Raw genomic sequence first — 13,891 nt, 5'->3', positions numbered from 1 at the left:
AAAATTTTATTTTTTATAACGTTATGGAATTAAAATTGCTGTTTTTCGCCGCTGTTATTTAAAAAATAAAAGAAAATCAATCGGTTAAAAAATTTGACATTTTGTGCGTTTTTTTGATTTGTCATTCATGTGGTGAATGTTTAAGGGCATGATTTGCCAAATGATAGCCGTACAGGAAAGCGGCGAGGGGGAGAGGACAAAAAGATGCCTCCGCCGTACGACGACGGAGGAAGTGGGACTAAAGCTCTTGTTCAAAAAGTTCCAGAATGGCTTCGTACAGATCTCTTACGGAAAAGCCGCTGGCAGGCGTAGTGAAGATAGTATCGTCGCCGGCAATCGTACCGAGAATACCTTCTGCTTTCCCCAGTGAATCCAGCAGGCGCGCGATGAGTTGTGCCGCGCCGGGGCTGGTATGAATCACCACGACAGCGTCGTTATAGTCGATATCCAGCACCAGATTTTTCAACGGACTGGATGTTGTTGGGACGCCCAGTTCAGCCGGAAGACAGTACACCATTTCCATTTTTGCGTTACGTGTACGCACTGCGCCGAACTTAGTCAACATGCGCGAGACCTTGGACTGATTGATATTTTCAAAGCCCTGATCCTGCAACGCGAGGACGATTTCGCCCTGTGAGCTGAATTTTTCTTCTTTGAGGAGCGCTTTAAACGCTCTTACTAGTTCTTCTTGTTTAGCCGAGCTTCGCATAAGTCACCCGTAATATGGCAGTAGAAACAACATTATTGTGCATACAGATGAATTTTTATGCAAACAGTCTGCCTTGTTTAAGGCTGAAATAATGTTATGAAAGAGCGGAATTTTATCAAATTTCGTTATCAAGAAACATGCCTGTGTCACGCCTCGCAAATAAGATTAAAAGTAAATTAATTGTTATCAAAATGATGTTGTTTTGAGAGGATAGTAGGGTATATTGTCACCACCTGTAGGAACGTTGCTCTCTGGTTGCAGTCGATCCGGATTACGCAAATTAAATGCATAAAAGCCAAAATTGCGCGACTCCGCATTCTTGATGAGTGAGGATTGTAATCATTGAATTTGTGAATTAAGGTCGCCGCCGCGGAGCAATAGACACTTAGCTAATCATATAATAAGGAGTTTAGGATGAAAGTCGCAGTCCTCGGCGCTGCTGGTGGTATCGGTCAGGCGCTGGCATTACTTTTAAAAAACCAACTGCCTTCAGGTTCAGAACTCTCCCTGTACGACATCGCTCCAGTGACTCCCGGTGTGGCCGTTGATTTGAGCCACATCCCCACCGCTGTAAAAATCAAAGGTTTCTCCGGTGAAGACGCAACCCCGGCGCTTGAAGGCGCTGACGTAGTACTGATTTCTGCGGGTGTGGCGCGTAAGCCGGGTATGGACCGTTCCGACCTGTTTAACGTTAACGCTGGCATCGTGAAAAACCTGGTGCAGCAGATCGCTAAAACCTGCCCGAAAGCGTGCGTGGGCATTATCACCAACCCGGTGAACACCACCGTTGCGATTGCGGCGGAAGTGCTGAAAAAAGCAGGCGTATACGACAAAAACAAACTGTTTGGCGTTACCACGCTGGATATCATCCGCTCTAATACCTTTGTCGCAGAGCTGAAAGGTAAGCTGCCAACGGAAGTTGAAGTTCCGGTGATTGGCGGACACTCCGGCGTGACGATTCTGCCGCTGCTGTCGCAGATTCCAGGCGTAAGTTTTACCGAACAAGAAGCGGCCGAGCTGACTAAACGTATTCAGAACGCCGGTACTGAAGTCGTCGAGGCGAAAGCCGGCGGCGGATCGGCAACCCTCTCTATGGGCCAGGCTGCCGCGCGTTTCGGTCTTTCTCTGGTTCGCGCTCTGCAGGGCGAGAAGGGCGTGGTGGAATGCGCCTATGTGGAAGGCGACGGTCAGTATGCCCGTTTCTTCTCTCAGCCGCTGCTGCTGGGTAAAAACGGCGTAGAAGAGCGTAAATCCATCGGCACACTGAGCGCTTTCGAGCAACATTCGCTGGACGCTATGCTGGATACGCTGAAAAAAGATATTCAGTTGGGTGAAGATTTTATTAATAAATAAGCTGTTCCTGCCCGATGCCGGGGCTTTTGCTCCGGCTTCTTTGACTGTAAACAAGCCACGAAATCAAGTACTAAATCTGCTAAACTCCTCACGTCTTATCGGTTATTAACGAGAACGTCGTGAAAAAGATCCAAAGAACGCAAACCCGCGATCACATTACGCAAATGCTTCGCTATGAAATTCTTTCCGGCAATATAAAAGCGGGAGAAGAACTCGCGCAGGAAAGTATTGCGGAGCAGCTTGGTCTTTCACGAATGCCGGTTCGAGAAGCGCTACAGTCACTCGAACAGGAAGGTTTTTTAATCCGACTGCCCAACAGGCACATGCAGGTCGCGCATCTTGAGGCCGATCGCGTGAGTCATATTTTTCGCGTGATTGCCGCGATGGCCGCCGAAATGTTTTCGCTGATACCCAGCGAAGTAGGCGATGCCCTCCTGATACGTGCGCAAGCGCTGGCTGTCGCAGAAGACAAATCCTGCGAACTGGAGTGTCATGCGATGCTGATTTCTTATGTGAATAACCGCTATCTGGAAAAGGTGTATCAGCAGTTCCTGGACGGTTATGTCTCTTATGTTATTTTGCATCTGAAAAAAGATAATCAGGAGTCGGCGCAGCTTTTCGCTGAACTGGCTGACGTCATACGCCAGGGGCGGCGTGATGAGATTGGGCAAGTTATGCAGCGTTATTTCCTCTCTTTAGCAGAAATAATGCGTCAACATATGAAGGATTGGGAAAGTGCAGAAGCCTAAGTTAGGGAAGATTAAGCTTCTTTCAGCGAAAGAACAGGTCGCGGCGGTGCTGCGTAAAGCGATTCTTTCGAGGGAGTTAGTGGAAGGGCAGGAGATTACGTTAGAAGGCATTGCCGGAATGGTCGGCGTGTCCAGTATGCCAGTGCGCGAGGCGTTTCAGATTCTGGCGGCGGATGGGCTGATAAAAGTGCGCCCTAATAAAGGGGCGGTGGTGTTGGGCATCAATGAACAAACGATCCGTGAACACTATGAAATTCGCGCGCTGTTAGAAAGTGAGGCGGTGGCTAAAGCTTCTCGTCCTGGCACCGATATCTCGCGGATAGCCCAGGTGCATTATGCCGCTGAAAAGGCTCTCGCGGAAAATAACTCGGCGGAATACTCCGACCTGAATCAGGCATTTCATATGGAAATATGGAATGTTGCTGGCAACGAAAAAATGAAAATGTTGCTCTGTAATATGTGGAACGGCCTGTCGATGGGTCATAAGGTCACCGAAGAAGAGTATGCCGTGATTTCCATTCAGGAACATAAAAGTATTCTGCAAGCTCTTGAACTTCATGATGAAACATTGGCACGCCAGCGCATGCGCGAACACATTATTCGCTCAATGGAGAATATGCTGACCCGCTATGTTGGTGACCCTTCTGCCTGATCTTTTCGCCTGCGTGAGCATCGCAGGCGCTTCAACCAATTCTTCAATTCTATTAATCACGTCCAGTAACGATCTAACCACGATCTTGATGTAGATCCCACTCCTGCATCTTTCCTGAGAAACGATTTGACTTAGTTTTTGTATGGGAATAATTTCTCCCTGTCAACATTGGATACAATATCATATATCATTGATTGGATAATTATAAATATGGAACCCATTACCCTTACCTTATGTTTATTGGTGTTCGCTATCGTCATGTTTGTATGGGAAAAAGTGCCACTTGCCGTCACTTCCATGATTGTCTGCGTGGCCTTAGTGATCACCGGCGTTCTGAATATCAAACAGGCCTTTGCTGGCTTTATCGACACTAACGTTATCCTCTTTGTCGCGATGTTCATCGTGGGCGGTGCGTTGTTCGAGACCGGTATGGCAAACAAAGTGGGCGGCGTCATCACGCGCTTCGCGAAAACAGAAAAACAGCTGATCTTCACCATTATGGTGGTGGTGGGTTTGATGTCTGGCGTCCTCTCTAACACCGGTACCGCTGCGGTTTTGATTCCGGTGGTGATCGGCGTGGCGGCAAAATCGGGCTTCTCGCGTTCTCGTCTACTGATGCCGCTGGTTTTCGCCGCTGCGTTGGGCGGTAACCTGTCGTTAATTGGCGCGCCGGGAAATCTTATCGCGCAGTCTGCGCTACAGAATATTGGCGGCGGCTTTGGCTTTTTTGAATACGCAAAAATCGGTCTCCCGATGCTCATCTGCGGCATTCTCTACTTCCTGACTATTGGCTATCGCTTTCTGCCGAATAATGCGACCGGCGGTGAGGTGGGGAGCGTCGGGGAGCAACGTGACTACAGCCATGTTCCACAGTGGAAACAACGGCTCTCACTGGTGGTGTTGATCGCAACGATCCTCGGCATGATCTTTGAGAAGAAGATCGGTGTCAGCCTGGCCGTGACCGGTTGTATTGGCGCTCTTGTGCTGGTCGTAAGCGGCGTACTCACGGAAAAACAGGCCTATAAAGCCATTGATTCACAGACTATTTTTATCTTTGGCGGCACCCTGGCGCTGGCAAAAGCGCTGGAAATGACCGGGGCAGGTAAGCTGGTTGCGGACTATGTAATCGGCATGCTGGGGCAAAACTCCTCACCGTTCATGTTGCTGATCGCCGTTTTCGCCTTATCCGTTGTGATGACCAACTTTATGTCCAATACCGCAACGACAGCGCTATTGGTGCCGGTGAGTTTGTCCATTGCCGCAGGCATGGGGGCCGACCCGCGTGCGGTTCTGATGGCGACGGTCATTGGCGGTTCCTGCGCCTACGCAACCCCTATCGGTATGCCTGCCAACATGATGGTGCTCTCCGCGGGTGGCTATAAATTTGTCGACTACGCTAAGGCCGGTATCCCCCTGATTATCGTTTCAACCATTGTCAGCTTGATCCTGCTGCCAATCCTTTTCCCTTTTCATCCGTAATTAACGGAAGCTGTTCTGACTAAGGAGCATTTATGAGCAAAAGTGAACAGATATCCCATATGACCGACGTTATGGCCAGGTTTGTGGGATATACCGGCAAAGTTTTGCCTGATGATGTCACTGCAAAACTGGAAGATTTGCATAAGAAAGAGACCAGTAAACTGGCCGACGTCATCTTTACTACCATGATTGAGAACCAGCGTCTGGCGAAAGAGCTGGATCGACCTTCCTGCCAGGACACCGGTGTCATTCAGTTTCTGGTGGAGTGCGGGACGAACTTTCCGCTGATTGGCGAGCTGGAAGCGTTGTTGCGTGAGGCGGTGATCAAAGCAACTGTAGATTCTCCGCTGCGCCACAACAGCGTAGAAACTTTTGATGAATACAACACCGGTAAAAACGTGGGTAAAGGTACGCCGACGGTCTTCTGGGAGATCGTTCCCAATTCCGATCAGTGCAGCATTTATACCTATATGGCGGGCGGTGGTTGTTCTCTGCCGGGGAAAGCGATGGTGCTGATGCCGGGTGCAGGCTATGAAGGTGTGACCCGCTTTGTACTGGATGTGATGACCAGCTACGGCCTCAACGCTTGTCCGCCGCTGCTGGTTGGCGTGGGCGTAGCGACCTCTGTTGAAACGGCGGCACTGCTATCGAAAAAAGCGCTGATGCGTCCGATCGGTTCGCATAACGAGAATGAGCGTGCAGCCTCGCTGGAAAAAATGCTGGAAGACGGCATTAACAAAATTGGCCTGGGGCCGCAGGGGATGTCCGGTAATACCTCCGTTATGGGCGTGAACATTGAAAACACCGCGCGTCATCCTTCTACCATCGGCGTAGCGGTAAACGTCGGCTGCTGGTCGCACCGTAAAGGGCACATCGTTTTCGATAAAGATTTGAATTACACCATTACGTCTCACAGCGGAGTGAATTTCTGATGACTAAAAAAATCCTGACTACGCCAATTAAAGATGAAGATTTAGCGGATATTAAGGCTGGCGATATTATTTATCTCAACGGTCATATTGTTACCTGCCGTGACGTAGCCCATCGCCGTTTAATTGAAGGTGGTCGCGAACTTCCGGTAGATGTTCGCGGCGGCGCTATTTTACACGCTGGCCCAATTGTCCGCCCAATTAAAGGCGAAGACGATAAGTTTGAAATGGTCTCCGTTGGCCCAACCACCAGCATGCGTATGGAGAAATTCGAAAAAGAGTTTATTGCGCAGACTGGCGTGAAATTAATTGTGGGTAAAGGCGGTATGGGTAAAGGTACCGAAGAGGGCTGTGCTGAACACAAAGCGCTGCACTGCGTATTCCCTGCCGGTTGTGCGGTTGTAGCCGCCGTGTGCGTGGAAGAAATTGAAGATGCCCAATGGCGCGATCTGGGGATGCCGGAAACGCTGTGGGTCTGTCGGGTTAAAGAGTTTGGCCCGCTGATTGTTTCTATTGATACCCATGGGAATAATCTGTTTGAACAGAACAAAATTATTTTTAATCAGCGTAAAGAGATCGTCGCTGATGAAATATGCCAGAACGTAAGTTTTATCAAATAAACCTGATTACGTAAATTGCACGATAATGGTGGTAATACGTTATGACGATAATAATAACCAAGGGCTCTGGCCGGGGGCGGCTCAGGGAAATCCACCCTTATTATTTCATCGTCATAAATAGCCCCATTATCGTGCCTCCTGCCTGAAGGCTATTTTATGACTAATGCAGCTCTGCTATTAGGTGAAGGCTTCACCCTGATGTTCCTCGGCATGGGGTTCGTGCTGGCGTTTCTGTTCCTGCTGATTTTCGCCATCCGCGGCATGTCTGCCGTGATTACTCGCTTCTTCCCGGAACCCGTCGCCGCGCCCGCACCGCGCGCCGTTCCCGCCGTGGACGACTTCACCCGCTTAAAGCCGGTGATTGCCGCCGCCATTCACCATCACCGCCTTAACGCTTAATTCCCGGAGGGATCCATGACCATTGCCATTACCGACGTCGTCCTGCGTGACGCCCACCAGTCCCTTTTCGCCACCCGTCTGCGCCTTGACGATATGCTGCCGATTGCCGCCGCGCTCGACGACGTGGGCTACGGGGCGCTGGAGTGCTGGGGCGGCGCCACCTTTGACGCCTGCATCCGTTTCCTCGGCGAAGACCCGTGGCTGCGCCTGCGCGAACTGAAAAAAGCCATGCCCAGAACCCCGTTGCAGATGCTGCTGCGTGGCCAGAACCTGCTCGGCTACCGCCACTACGCCGATGATGTGGTGGAACGCTTCGTTGAGCGGGCGGTGAAAAACGGCATGGACGTGTTCCGCGTCTTCGATGCCATGAACGACCCGCGCAATATGAAAGCCGCCCTGCAGGCGGTGCGCAGCCACGGCGCGCACGCCCAGGGCACGCTGAGCTATACCACCAGCCCGGCACACACGCTGCAGACCTGGCTGGATTTAACAGAGCAACTGCTGGAAACCGGCGTTGACTCGATTGCCATCAAGGATATGTCCGGCATTCTTACACCGATGGCGGCGTATGAGCTGGTCAGCGAAATCAAAAAACGTTTTGAGGTGCGCCTGCATCTGCACTGTCATGCCACCACCGGGATGGCGGAGATGGCCCTGCTGAAGGCCATTGAAGCGGGCGTCGACGGCGTCGACACGGCGATTTCCTCCATGAGCGCCACCTACGGCCACCCGGCCACCGAAGCGCTGGTTGCCACGCTCGCCGGCACAAAATATGACACCGGGCTGGATATCCTGAAGCTGGAAAACATCGCCGCCTACTTCCGCGAGGTGCGCAAAAAGTATCACGCCTTTGAAGGCCAGCTGAAGGGCTATGACAGCCGTATTCTGGTGGCCCAGGTACCGGGCGGAATGCTGACCAACCTCGAAAGCCAGCTGAAGCAGCAGAACGCGGCGGACAGGCTGGACCAGGTGCTGGCGGAAATCCCCCGCGTGCGCGAGGACCTCGGCTTTATCCCGCTGGTGACCCCCACCTCACAGATTGTCGGCACCCAGGCGGTGCTCAACGTCCTGACCGGCGAGCGCTACAAAACCATCGCCAAAGAAACGGCGGGCATTCTGAAAGGGGAATACGGCCACACCCCGGTGCCGGTGAACGCGGCACTGCAGGCCCGCGTGCTGGAAGGGGCTGCCCCGGTGACCTGCCGTCCGGCGGATTTGCTCAAACCGGAACTGGCTGAACTGGAAGCCGACGTCAGGCGCCAGGCGCAGGAGAAGGGCATTCAGCTTGCGGGAAACGCCATTGACGACGTGCTCACCGTGGCGCTGTTCCCGCAAATCGGCCTCAAATTCCTCGAAAACCGCCACAACCCGGCGGCGTTTGAGCCGGTGCCGCAGGCGGAAGCCGCGCAGCCGGTGGCAAAAGCAGAGAAGCCTGCCGCTTCCGGTATCTACACCGTGGAAGTGGAAGGCAAGGCCTTTGTGGTGAAGGTCAGCGACGGCGGCGATATCAGCCAGCTTACTGCGGCTGTTCCGGCGGCCTCTTCCGCACCGGTTCAGGCTGCTGCCCCGGCAGGCGCCGGCACCCCGGTCACCGCGCCGCTGGCGGGCAACATCTGGAAGGTGATTGCCACCGAGGGCCAGAGCGTGGCCGAAGGCGACGTGCTGCTGATTCTGGAAGCCATGAAGATGGAAACCGAAATCCGCGCCGCGCAGGCCGGCACCGTCCGCGGTATCGCGGTGAAGTCCGGGGACGCGGTTTCCGTGGGCGACACCCTGATGACGCTGGCGTAACGGAGAACTGAAATGGAAAGTCTGAACGCCCTGCTTCAGGGCATGGGGCTGATGCACCTTGGCGCAGGCCAGGCCATCATGCTGCTGGTGAGCCTGCTGCTGCTGTGGCTGGCGATTGCGAAGAAGTTCGAGCCGTTACTGCTGCTGCCAATTGGCTTCGGCGGGCTGCTCTCCAACATCCCGGAAGCGGGTATGGCGCTGACCGCGCTGGAAAGCCTGCTGGCGCACCACGACGCCGGGCAGCTGGCGGTGATTGCCGCGAAGCTGAACTGCGCGCCGGACGTGCATGCCATTAAAGAGGCGTTAGCGCTGGCGCTGCCCTCCGTCCAGAACCAGATGGAAAATCTGGCGGTGGACATGGGCTACACGCCTGGCGTACTGGCGCTGTTCTACAAAGTGGCGATTGGTTCCGGCGTCGCGCCGCTGGTCATCTTTATGGGCGTCGGCGCGATGACCGACTTCGGCCCGCTGCTGGCCAACCCGCGCACCCTGCTGCTGGGGGCGGCGGCGCAGTTCGGTATCTTCGCCACGGTGCTCGGGGCGCTGACGCTGAACTACTTCGGCCTTATCAGCTTCACCCTGCCGCAGGCGGCGGCCATCGGCATTATCGGCGGCGCGGACGGCCCGACGGCGATTTACCTGTCGGGCAAGCTGGCGCCGGAGCTGCTGGGGGCCATCGCGGTGGCGGCGTACTCGTATATGGCGCTGGTGCCGTTAATCCAGCCGCCGATTATGAAGGCGCTGACCAGCGAGACGGAGCGGAAAATCCGCATGGTGCAGCTGCGCACGGTGAGTAAGCGGGAAAAAATCCTCTTCCCGGTGGTGCTGCTCATGCTGGTGGCCCTGCTGCTGCCGGACGCCGCGCCGCTGCTGGGGATGTTCTGCTTCGGCAACCTGATGCGCGAAAGCGGCGTGGTGGAGCGTCTGAGCGACACGGTACAGAACGGGCTGATTAACATCGTCACCATCTTCCTCGGGCTGTCGGTGGGCGCGAAGCTGGTGGCGGACAAGTTCCTGCAACCGCAGACGCTGGGCATTCTGCTGCTGGGGGTGGTTGCGTTCGGTATCGGGACGGCGGCCGGGGTGCTGATGGCGAAGCTGCTGAACCTGTGCAGTAAGAACAAAATCAACCCGCTTATCGGTTCGGCGGGGGTGTCGGCAGTGCCGATGGCGGCACGCGTATCGAACAAAGTGGGGCTGGCATCAGACCCGCAGAACTTCCTGCTGATGCACGCGATGGGCCCGAACGTGGCCGGGGTGATTGGCTCGGCGATAGCCGCCGGGGTGATGCTGAAGTACGTGCTGGCAATGTAATCCAATCTAATCGGGAGCAGTGATTCTGCTCCCGCAAAATGAGGACACAGTAATGAGTGAAATGGTTGCGTTTCGGCAAGGTACATCCATGCCATCCAGAGAAACCATCTTGCGTTATGTTGTTGAGACGGTGAATCAGATAACTGAGCTTGAGCCAGCGCTGCATTTACTGCCGTGGTCTGGCGTCAACTCAGCAATATATGAGCAACGTTTTGCACAGTGTTACGACGAGGGGCTTTGTGCCGCACAGACGTCGGCACCGAATGTTCCGCAGGGGATTCTGCCATCAACCGATTGGGCTCAGGGTATCGGGTTACTCTGTTTTGCCGCAGGGTATATGAGCGCAGGCGAGCGGCCATTAACACACAATCAGTTATGCGATTTCGTCAAACAGGCGGCTGTTGGTTTATCGCCGATTGAGGGGGAGGCGGCGAGCGGTTTCTCGACGGTACGTAGTATTGCATTACCCGTATTCAGGCGATTACAACGCGATGGTCACGCGTCTCGGATCCTGCTGTTACAAACGTTGCTGCATCTGGTTGCCTGGAAAAGCGCATCGCAGTATGCGCGTCAACAGGCGCAACGACTGCTCTGGATGGGCGGCATTCTGGGGGAAGGGGGCGAGTCTGGCTTATTGGCACTCGATAAGGCGCTGCGTGAAGAAGCCGTCGGGGAGAAAAGTCTCCCCGCTCTGCTGATCTTCACGAGTTTCCTGGCGCATTTTCCGGCAGGGCCAGTCTTTATTGACTAGTCGTCGAACGACGCGGGCAAAAGCCGCGTCGTTTTAGTTCGACGCCGGGTATTCCTGCACCGTCACCTGGAACGTGAGCTGCTTATCATCCCGCATTACCACGACCGGAATGACGGAGCCCGGGCGGATTTCCGCCACCTGATCCATCGTCTCCAGCGCGGACACAGCGGGTTTATTATTGACCGAAATAATCAAATCATTAACCTGAATACCGGCAAGCGCGGCGGGGCCGTTTGGCGTCACTTCATTAACGACAATGCCCTGAATCGGGTCCATGCCGCTACCCTGCTGCGCGTGCAGCGGCGCGATTTCTCGTCCGCCAATACCGATATAGCCGCGAATCACGCGACCGTCGCGGATAAGCTTATCCATAATTTTCGTGGCTAGCTGGAAGGGAATCGCAAAACCAAGGCCTTCCGGTGTTTCGCCATCGTTACTCTTATCAAAAGAGAGGGTGTTGATCCCCATCAGTTCGCCTAACGAGTTGACCAGCGCGCCGCCGGAATTACCGTGGTTAATCGAGGCGTCGGTCTGGAGAAAATTCTGTCGCCCTGTCGGGTTCAGGCCGATACGACCCGTTGCGCTGATGATTCCCTGGGTGATGGTCTGTCCCAGATTATATGGGTTGCCGATAGCCAGTACGACGTCGCCAATATGCGGTGTACGCTTTGTATTAATCGGGATGGTAGGCAGCCCGCCAGTGGCGTTGATCTTCAGCACCGCCAGGTCGGTAAGCGAATCGGAGCCAACCAGTAGCGCTTCAAAGACGCGGCCATCCTGTAGCGCGACGATAATCTGATCGGCATCGTTAATCACGTGCTTGTTGGTAATAATATAACCGCGTTGATCCATGATCACGCCGGAACCCAGCGTGCGGATCTCCAGTTGATTATGCGCGGTACTGTTCATACTGCGGTTATAGACGTTGACGACGGCAGGCGCGGCGCGGCGAACCGCAAAATTATAACTGGCTGGCGTCTCATCGGTACTGTCGAATTGCGGGACGGCGATAGGATTAATTTTGCGCAAAGAAGGCATGACGGCCAACAGAATAGCGCCGACAATTAAACCTATTGCGACCGAACGTAAGAGCTTCACAAACATGATGGAGGCGTCGTTAAAAAAGGGAACGGCAGCAGCATACCATGAGTTAACCGGACATCACATCGCAGGCTGATGCCCGGTTTAAGACAGGATTAGCGCAGCAACAGATAAATATTCTCGTTGCCGCGTACTACCTGAAGAGCAATGATGGACGGTTTTGCCGCCATCACTTTGCGCATTTCGGCGATAGAACTGATGCGATCGCGATTAACGCCGATGATAACATCATCTTTTTGCAAACCGGCCTGCGCGGCAGGACTGCTTTTTTCGACGCTATCAACCTTAACGCCTTTCGTCCCGTCTTTCAGCTGGCCGTCGCTCAACGTCGCGCCTTGCAACGCCGGGGCGATCATTTCGGCGCTGGCGGAAGAAGAGGTATTGGAATCCAGCGTGACTTCCACCTCCAGCGGCTTACCATCGCGCAACAGGCCCAGTTTCACTTTCGTGCCCGGTTCGGTGGTGGCGATACGTGAACGCAGTTCGGCAAAGCTATTCAGCGGCTTACCGTTAAGACTGATAATCACGTCTCCGGATTTCACTCCAGCCTTCGCCGAACCTGAATTGGGTAAAACCTCGCTGACAAAAGCGCCACGCTGAACGTTCAGTTTGAATGCCTTGGCGATATCAGCGGTCATTTCAGTGCCTTTAATTCCCAGCAATCCGCGTTTGATTTCCCCGAACTGAATCAACTGCTGCGCCAGCGTCTGCGCCATATTGGAAGGAATAGCAAAGCCAATGCCGATGCTCCCGCCCCCTGGCGCGAGGATCGCGGTATTAATCCCGATCAGCTCGCCGTTCAGGTTAAGCAGCGCGCCGCCGGAGTTGCCGCGGTTAATAGAGGCATCGGTTTGAATAAAGTTCTCAAGCCCTTCCAGATTAAGCCCGCTGCGTCCTAGCGCTGAAATAATCCCGGAGGTGGCGGTTTGCCCAAGGCCAAACGGATTACCGACCGCCACGGCGAAATCGCCGACGCGGAGTTTGTCGGAATCGGCGATGGCAATTTGCGTTAACTTGCTGGGATTCTGAATTTGTAACAGAGCGATATCGCTCTGGTCGTCGCCGCCGATCAGCTTCGCGTCGAATTCGCGTCCGTCATTCAGTTGAATGCTGATCTTCTGTGCCTGATTAATCACATGATTATTGGTTAATACATAGCCTTTCGCGGCATCGATAATCACCCCCGAACCGAGTCCTTCAAACGGCTGGGACGGCTGGTCTGGCAGATCCTCGCCAAAGAATTTTTTAAACTCCTCCGGCACTTTTTGGCTCTGGGTGGCGGTTCCCTCGACTTTTACGCTGACGACAGCAGGCAGCACTTTCTCCAGCATAGGGGCAAGGCTTGGCAGCGTCGCCTGGCCTGGCACCTGGCCTGGTATCGATGCAAGGGCTGGAAACGGTGCCGAAAGAGTTAATCCGACACTTAACGCTAATGCACTTAACAGCTGGGTGTATTTTTTCATGGATGCTGCTCTCGTACCTTGAATGAACGGATAGACAATTCAAAACAGATTGATGTTATTGAATTTTCAGCCTGGTAACAATGATAATAGCTGGGACAGGAAAGATAGAGAGAGGGCGCAAGCGATGCGCCCGATAAATTTCTTAACGGCGTGCGATTAATCGCGCTTTGCGCCGCTACGTAACAGGCCAGACGCGCCTTCAGAATAATCACGTGGCATTTGTACTGGCGCCTGATCGTTGCTCGCCTCAGACTCCGCCAGACGGTTACGGAACGGATTCGACTCCGCAGACATTTCCGGCAGCAGGCTGCTGGAGCTTTTCGCCATATGCTGATACAGCTGGCGGTAATCATGCGCCATGGTATCCAGCAGTTCCGCGCTGCGGGCAAAGTGGCTAACCAGCTCTTCACGGTACTCTTCCAGCTCAGCTTTGTTTTTTTCCAGTTCGTACTGCAATGCCTGCTGTTGACGTAACTTACGATTACCAAAACGCATGGCCACGGCACCAATGATGATACCGACGACTAATCCAATTAGCGCATATTCCCAGGTCATGAACATCTCCCGTTGTCTTATGTTTC

At 53.8% G+C, this 13,891-nt stretch carries 14 protein-coding genes; 10 read left to right on the top strand and 4 right to left on the bottom strand.

The window, feature by feature from the left end:
• Nucleotides 1-238: 238 nt before the first annotated feature.
• Nucleotides 239-709 carry a transcriptional regulator ArgR gene (argR, locus tag J4728_RS12535; RefSeq protein WP_001257852.1) on the bottom strand — a complete coding sequence of 157 codons (471 nt, stop codon included), beginning with the start codon at nucleotides 707-709 and terminating at the stop codon, nucleotides 239-241.
• Between the two features lie 414 nt (nucleotides 710-1,123).
• Between argR and mdh the strand changes: the two genes are divergently transcribed.
• The 10 genes from mdh to J4728_RS12485 all read left to right on the top strand — a co-directional run bounded on the left by mdh (nucleotide 1,124) and on the right by J4728_RS12485 (nucleotide 10,746).
• Nucleotides 1,124-2,062 carry a malate dehydrogenase gene (mdh, locus tag J4728_RS12530; protein WP_000861586.1) on the top strand — a complete coding sequence of 313 codons (939 nt, stop codon included), beginning with the start codon at nucleotides 1,124-1,126 and terminating at the stop codon, nucleotides 2,060-2,062.
• Between the two features lie 119 nt (nucleotides 2,063-2,181).
• Nucleotides 2,182-2,811, top strand: coding sequence for a GntR family transcriptional regulator (locus tag J4728_RS12525; protein ID WP_000723776.1), 630 nt, complete (start codon nucleotides 2,182-2,184; stop codon nucleotides 2,809-2,811).
• Nucleotides 2,798-3,463 carry a GntR family transcriptional regulator gene (locus J4728_RS12520; protein ID WP_001171581.1) on the top strand — a complete coding sequence of 222 codons (666 nt, stop codon included), beginning with the start codon at nucleotides 2,798-2,800 and terminating at the stop codon, nucleotides 3,461-3,463. The genes J4728_RS12525 and J4728_RS12520 overlap by 14 nt, the downstream gene beginning before the upstream one ends.
• A 210-nt stretch (nucleotides 3,464-3,673) precedes the next feature.
• Entirely contained in the window at nucleotides 3,674-4,942 is a 1,269-nt protein-coding gene (locus tag J4728_RS12515; protein ID WP_000433390.1) for an SLC13 family permease, read from the top strand.
• Between the two features lie 32 nt (nucleotides 4,943-4,974).
• The gene (gene ttdA, locus J4728_RS12510) at nucleotides 4,975-5,874 is read left to right on the top strand and encodes a L(+)-tartrate dehydratase subunit alpha (protein ID WP_208211825.1); all 900 of its coding nucleotides are present in this window, start codon (nucleotides 4,975-4,977) and stop codon (nucleotides 5,872-5,874) included.
• Nucleotides 5,874-6,491 (top strand): L(+)-tartrate dehydratase subunit beta, encoded by a 618-nt coding sequence (gene ttdB / locus J4728_RS12505; protein ID WP_000162405.1) that lies wholly within the window; start codon nucleotides 5,874-5,876, stop codon nucleotides 6,489-6,491. Before ttdA ends, ttdB begins: the two co-directional genes overlap by 1 nt.
• A gap of 156 nt (nucleotides 6,492-6,647) precedes the next feature.
• On the top strand, nucleotides 6,648-6,890 hold the full coding sequence (locus J4728_RS12500; RefSeq protein ID WP_000180120.1) for an oxaloacetate decarboxylase subunit gamma: 243 nt from the start codon (nucleotides 6,648-6,650) through the stop codon (nucleotides 6,888-6,890).
• 15 nt (nucleotides 6,891-6,905) lie between these two features.
• Complete coding sequence (oadA, locus tag J4728_RS12495) at nucleotides 6,906-8,681, top strand: sodium-extruding oxaloacetate decarboxylase subunit alpha (protein ID WP_208211824.1); 1,776 nt, start codon at nucleotides 6,906-6,908, stop codon at nucleotides 8,679-8,681.
• 12 nt (nucleotides 8,682-8,693) lie between these two features.
• Nucleotides 8,694-9,995 (top strand): oxalacetate decarboxylase subunit beta, encoded by a 1,302-nt coding sequence (locus J4728_RS12490; RefSeq protein ID WP_001524662.1) that lies wholly within the window; start codon nucleotides 8,694-8,696, stop codon nucleotides 9,993-9,995.
• Between the two features lie 19 nt (nucleotides 9,996-10,014).
• Nucleotides 10,015-10,746, top strand: coding sequence for a triphosphoribosyl-dephospho-CoA synthase (locus J4728_RS12485; RefSeq protein ID WP_000602035.1), 732 nt, complete (start codon nucleotides 10,015-10,017; stop codon nucleotides 10,744-10,746).
• A gap of 33 nt (nucleotides 10,747-10,779) precedes the next feature.
• Here the strand turns inward: J4728_RS12485 and degS are convergent, their stop codons facing one another.
• The 3 genes from degS to zapG all read right to left on the bottom strand — a co-directional run bounded on the left by degS (nucleotide 10,780) and on the right by zapG (nucleotide 13,865).
• Nucleotides 10,780-11,850: an outer membrane-stress sensor serine endopeptidase DegS gene (gene degS / locus J4728_RS12480; protein WP_000497705.1), complete on the bottom strand. Its 1,071-nt coding sequence runs from the start codon at nucleotides 11,848-11,850 to the stop codon at nucleotides 10,780-10,782.
• 92 nt (nucleotides 11,851-11,942) lie between these two features.
• The gene (gene degQ / locus J4728_RS12475) at nucleotides 11,943-13,310 is read right to left on the bottom strand and encodes a serine endoprotease DegQ (RefSeq protein ID WP_064047576.1); all 1,368 of its coding nucleotides are present in this window, start codon (nucleotides 13,308-13,310) and stop codon (nucleotides 11,943-11,945) included.
• A gap of 156 nt (nucleotides 13,311-13,466) precedes the next feature.
• Nucleotides 13,467-13,865, bottom strand: a complete 399-nt coding sequence (gene zapG / locus J4728_RS12470) for a Z-ring associated protein ZapG (protein ID WP_001519074.1) — start codon at nucleotides 13,863-13,865, stop codon at nucleotides 13,467-13,469.
• Nucleotides 13,866-13,891 lie beyond the last annotated feature (26 nt).

This window comes from Salmonella sp. 32070601201500089SM (assembly GCF_017573605.1).
Lineage (GTDB): Bacteria > Pseudomonadota > Gammaproteobacteria > Enterobacterales > Enterobacteriaceae > Salmonella > Salmonella enterica.
The sequence above is the reverse complement of the archived record's forward strand: the minus strand, read 5'-3'. Positions and strand labels throughout refer to the sequence as shown.

Coding starts and splice junctions, on each gene's coding strand:
- argR (WP_001257852.1), bottom strand. CDS start 709: ATGCGAAGCTCGGCTAAACAAGAAGAACTAGTAAGAGCGTTTAAAGCG.
- mdh (WP_000861586.1), top strand. CDS start 1,124: ATGAAAGTCGCAGTCCTCGGCGCTGCTGGTGGTATCGGTCAGGCGCTG.
- J4728_RS12515 (WP_000433390.1), top strand. CDS start 3,674: ATGGAACCCATTACCCTTACCTTATGTTTATTGGTGTTCGCTATCGTC.
- ttdA (WP_208211825.1), top strand. CDS start 4,975: ATGAGCAAAAGTGAACAGATATCCCATATGACCGACGTTATGGCCAGG.
- ttdB (WP_000162405.1), top strand. CDS start 5,874: ATGACTAAAAAAATCCTGACTACGCCAATTAAAGATGAAGATTTAGCG.
- J4728_RS12500 (WP_000180120.1), top strand. CDS start 6,648: ATGACTAATGCAGCTCTGCTATTAGGTGAAGGCTTCACCCTGATGTTC.
- oadA (WP_208211824.1), top strand. CDS start 6,906: ATGACCATTGCCATTACCGACGTCGTCCTGCGTGACGCCCACCAGTCC.
- J4728_RS12490 (WP_001524662.1), top strand. CDS start 8,694: ATGGAAAGTCTGAACGCCCTGCTTCAGGGCATGGGGCTGATGCACCTT.
- degS (WP_000497705.1), bottom strand. CDS start 11,850: ATGTTTGTGAAGCTCTTACGTTCGGTCGCAATAGGTTTAATTGTCGGC.
- degQ (WP_064047576.1), bottom strand. CDS start 13,310: ATGAAAAAATACACCCAGCTGTTAAGTGCATTAGCGTTAAGTGTCGGA.
- zapG (WP_001519074.1), bottom strand. CDS start 13,865: ATGACCTGGGAATATGCGCTAATTGGATTAGTCGTCGGTATCATCATT.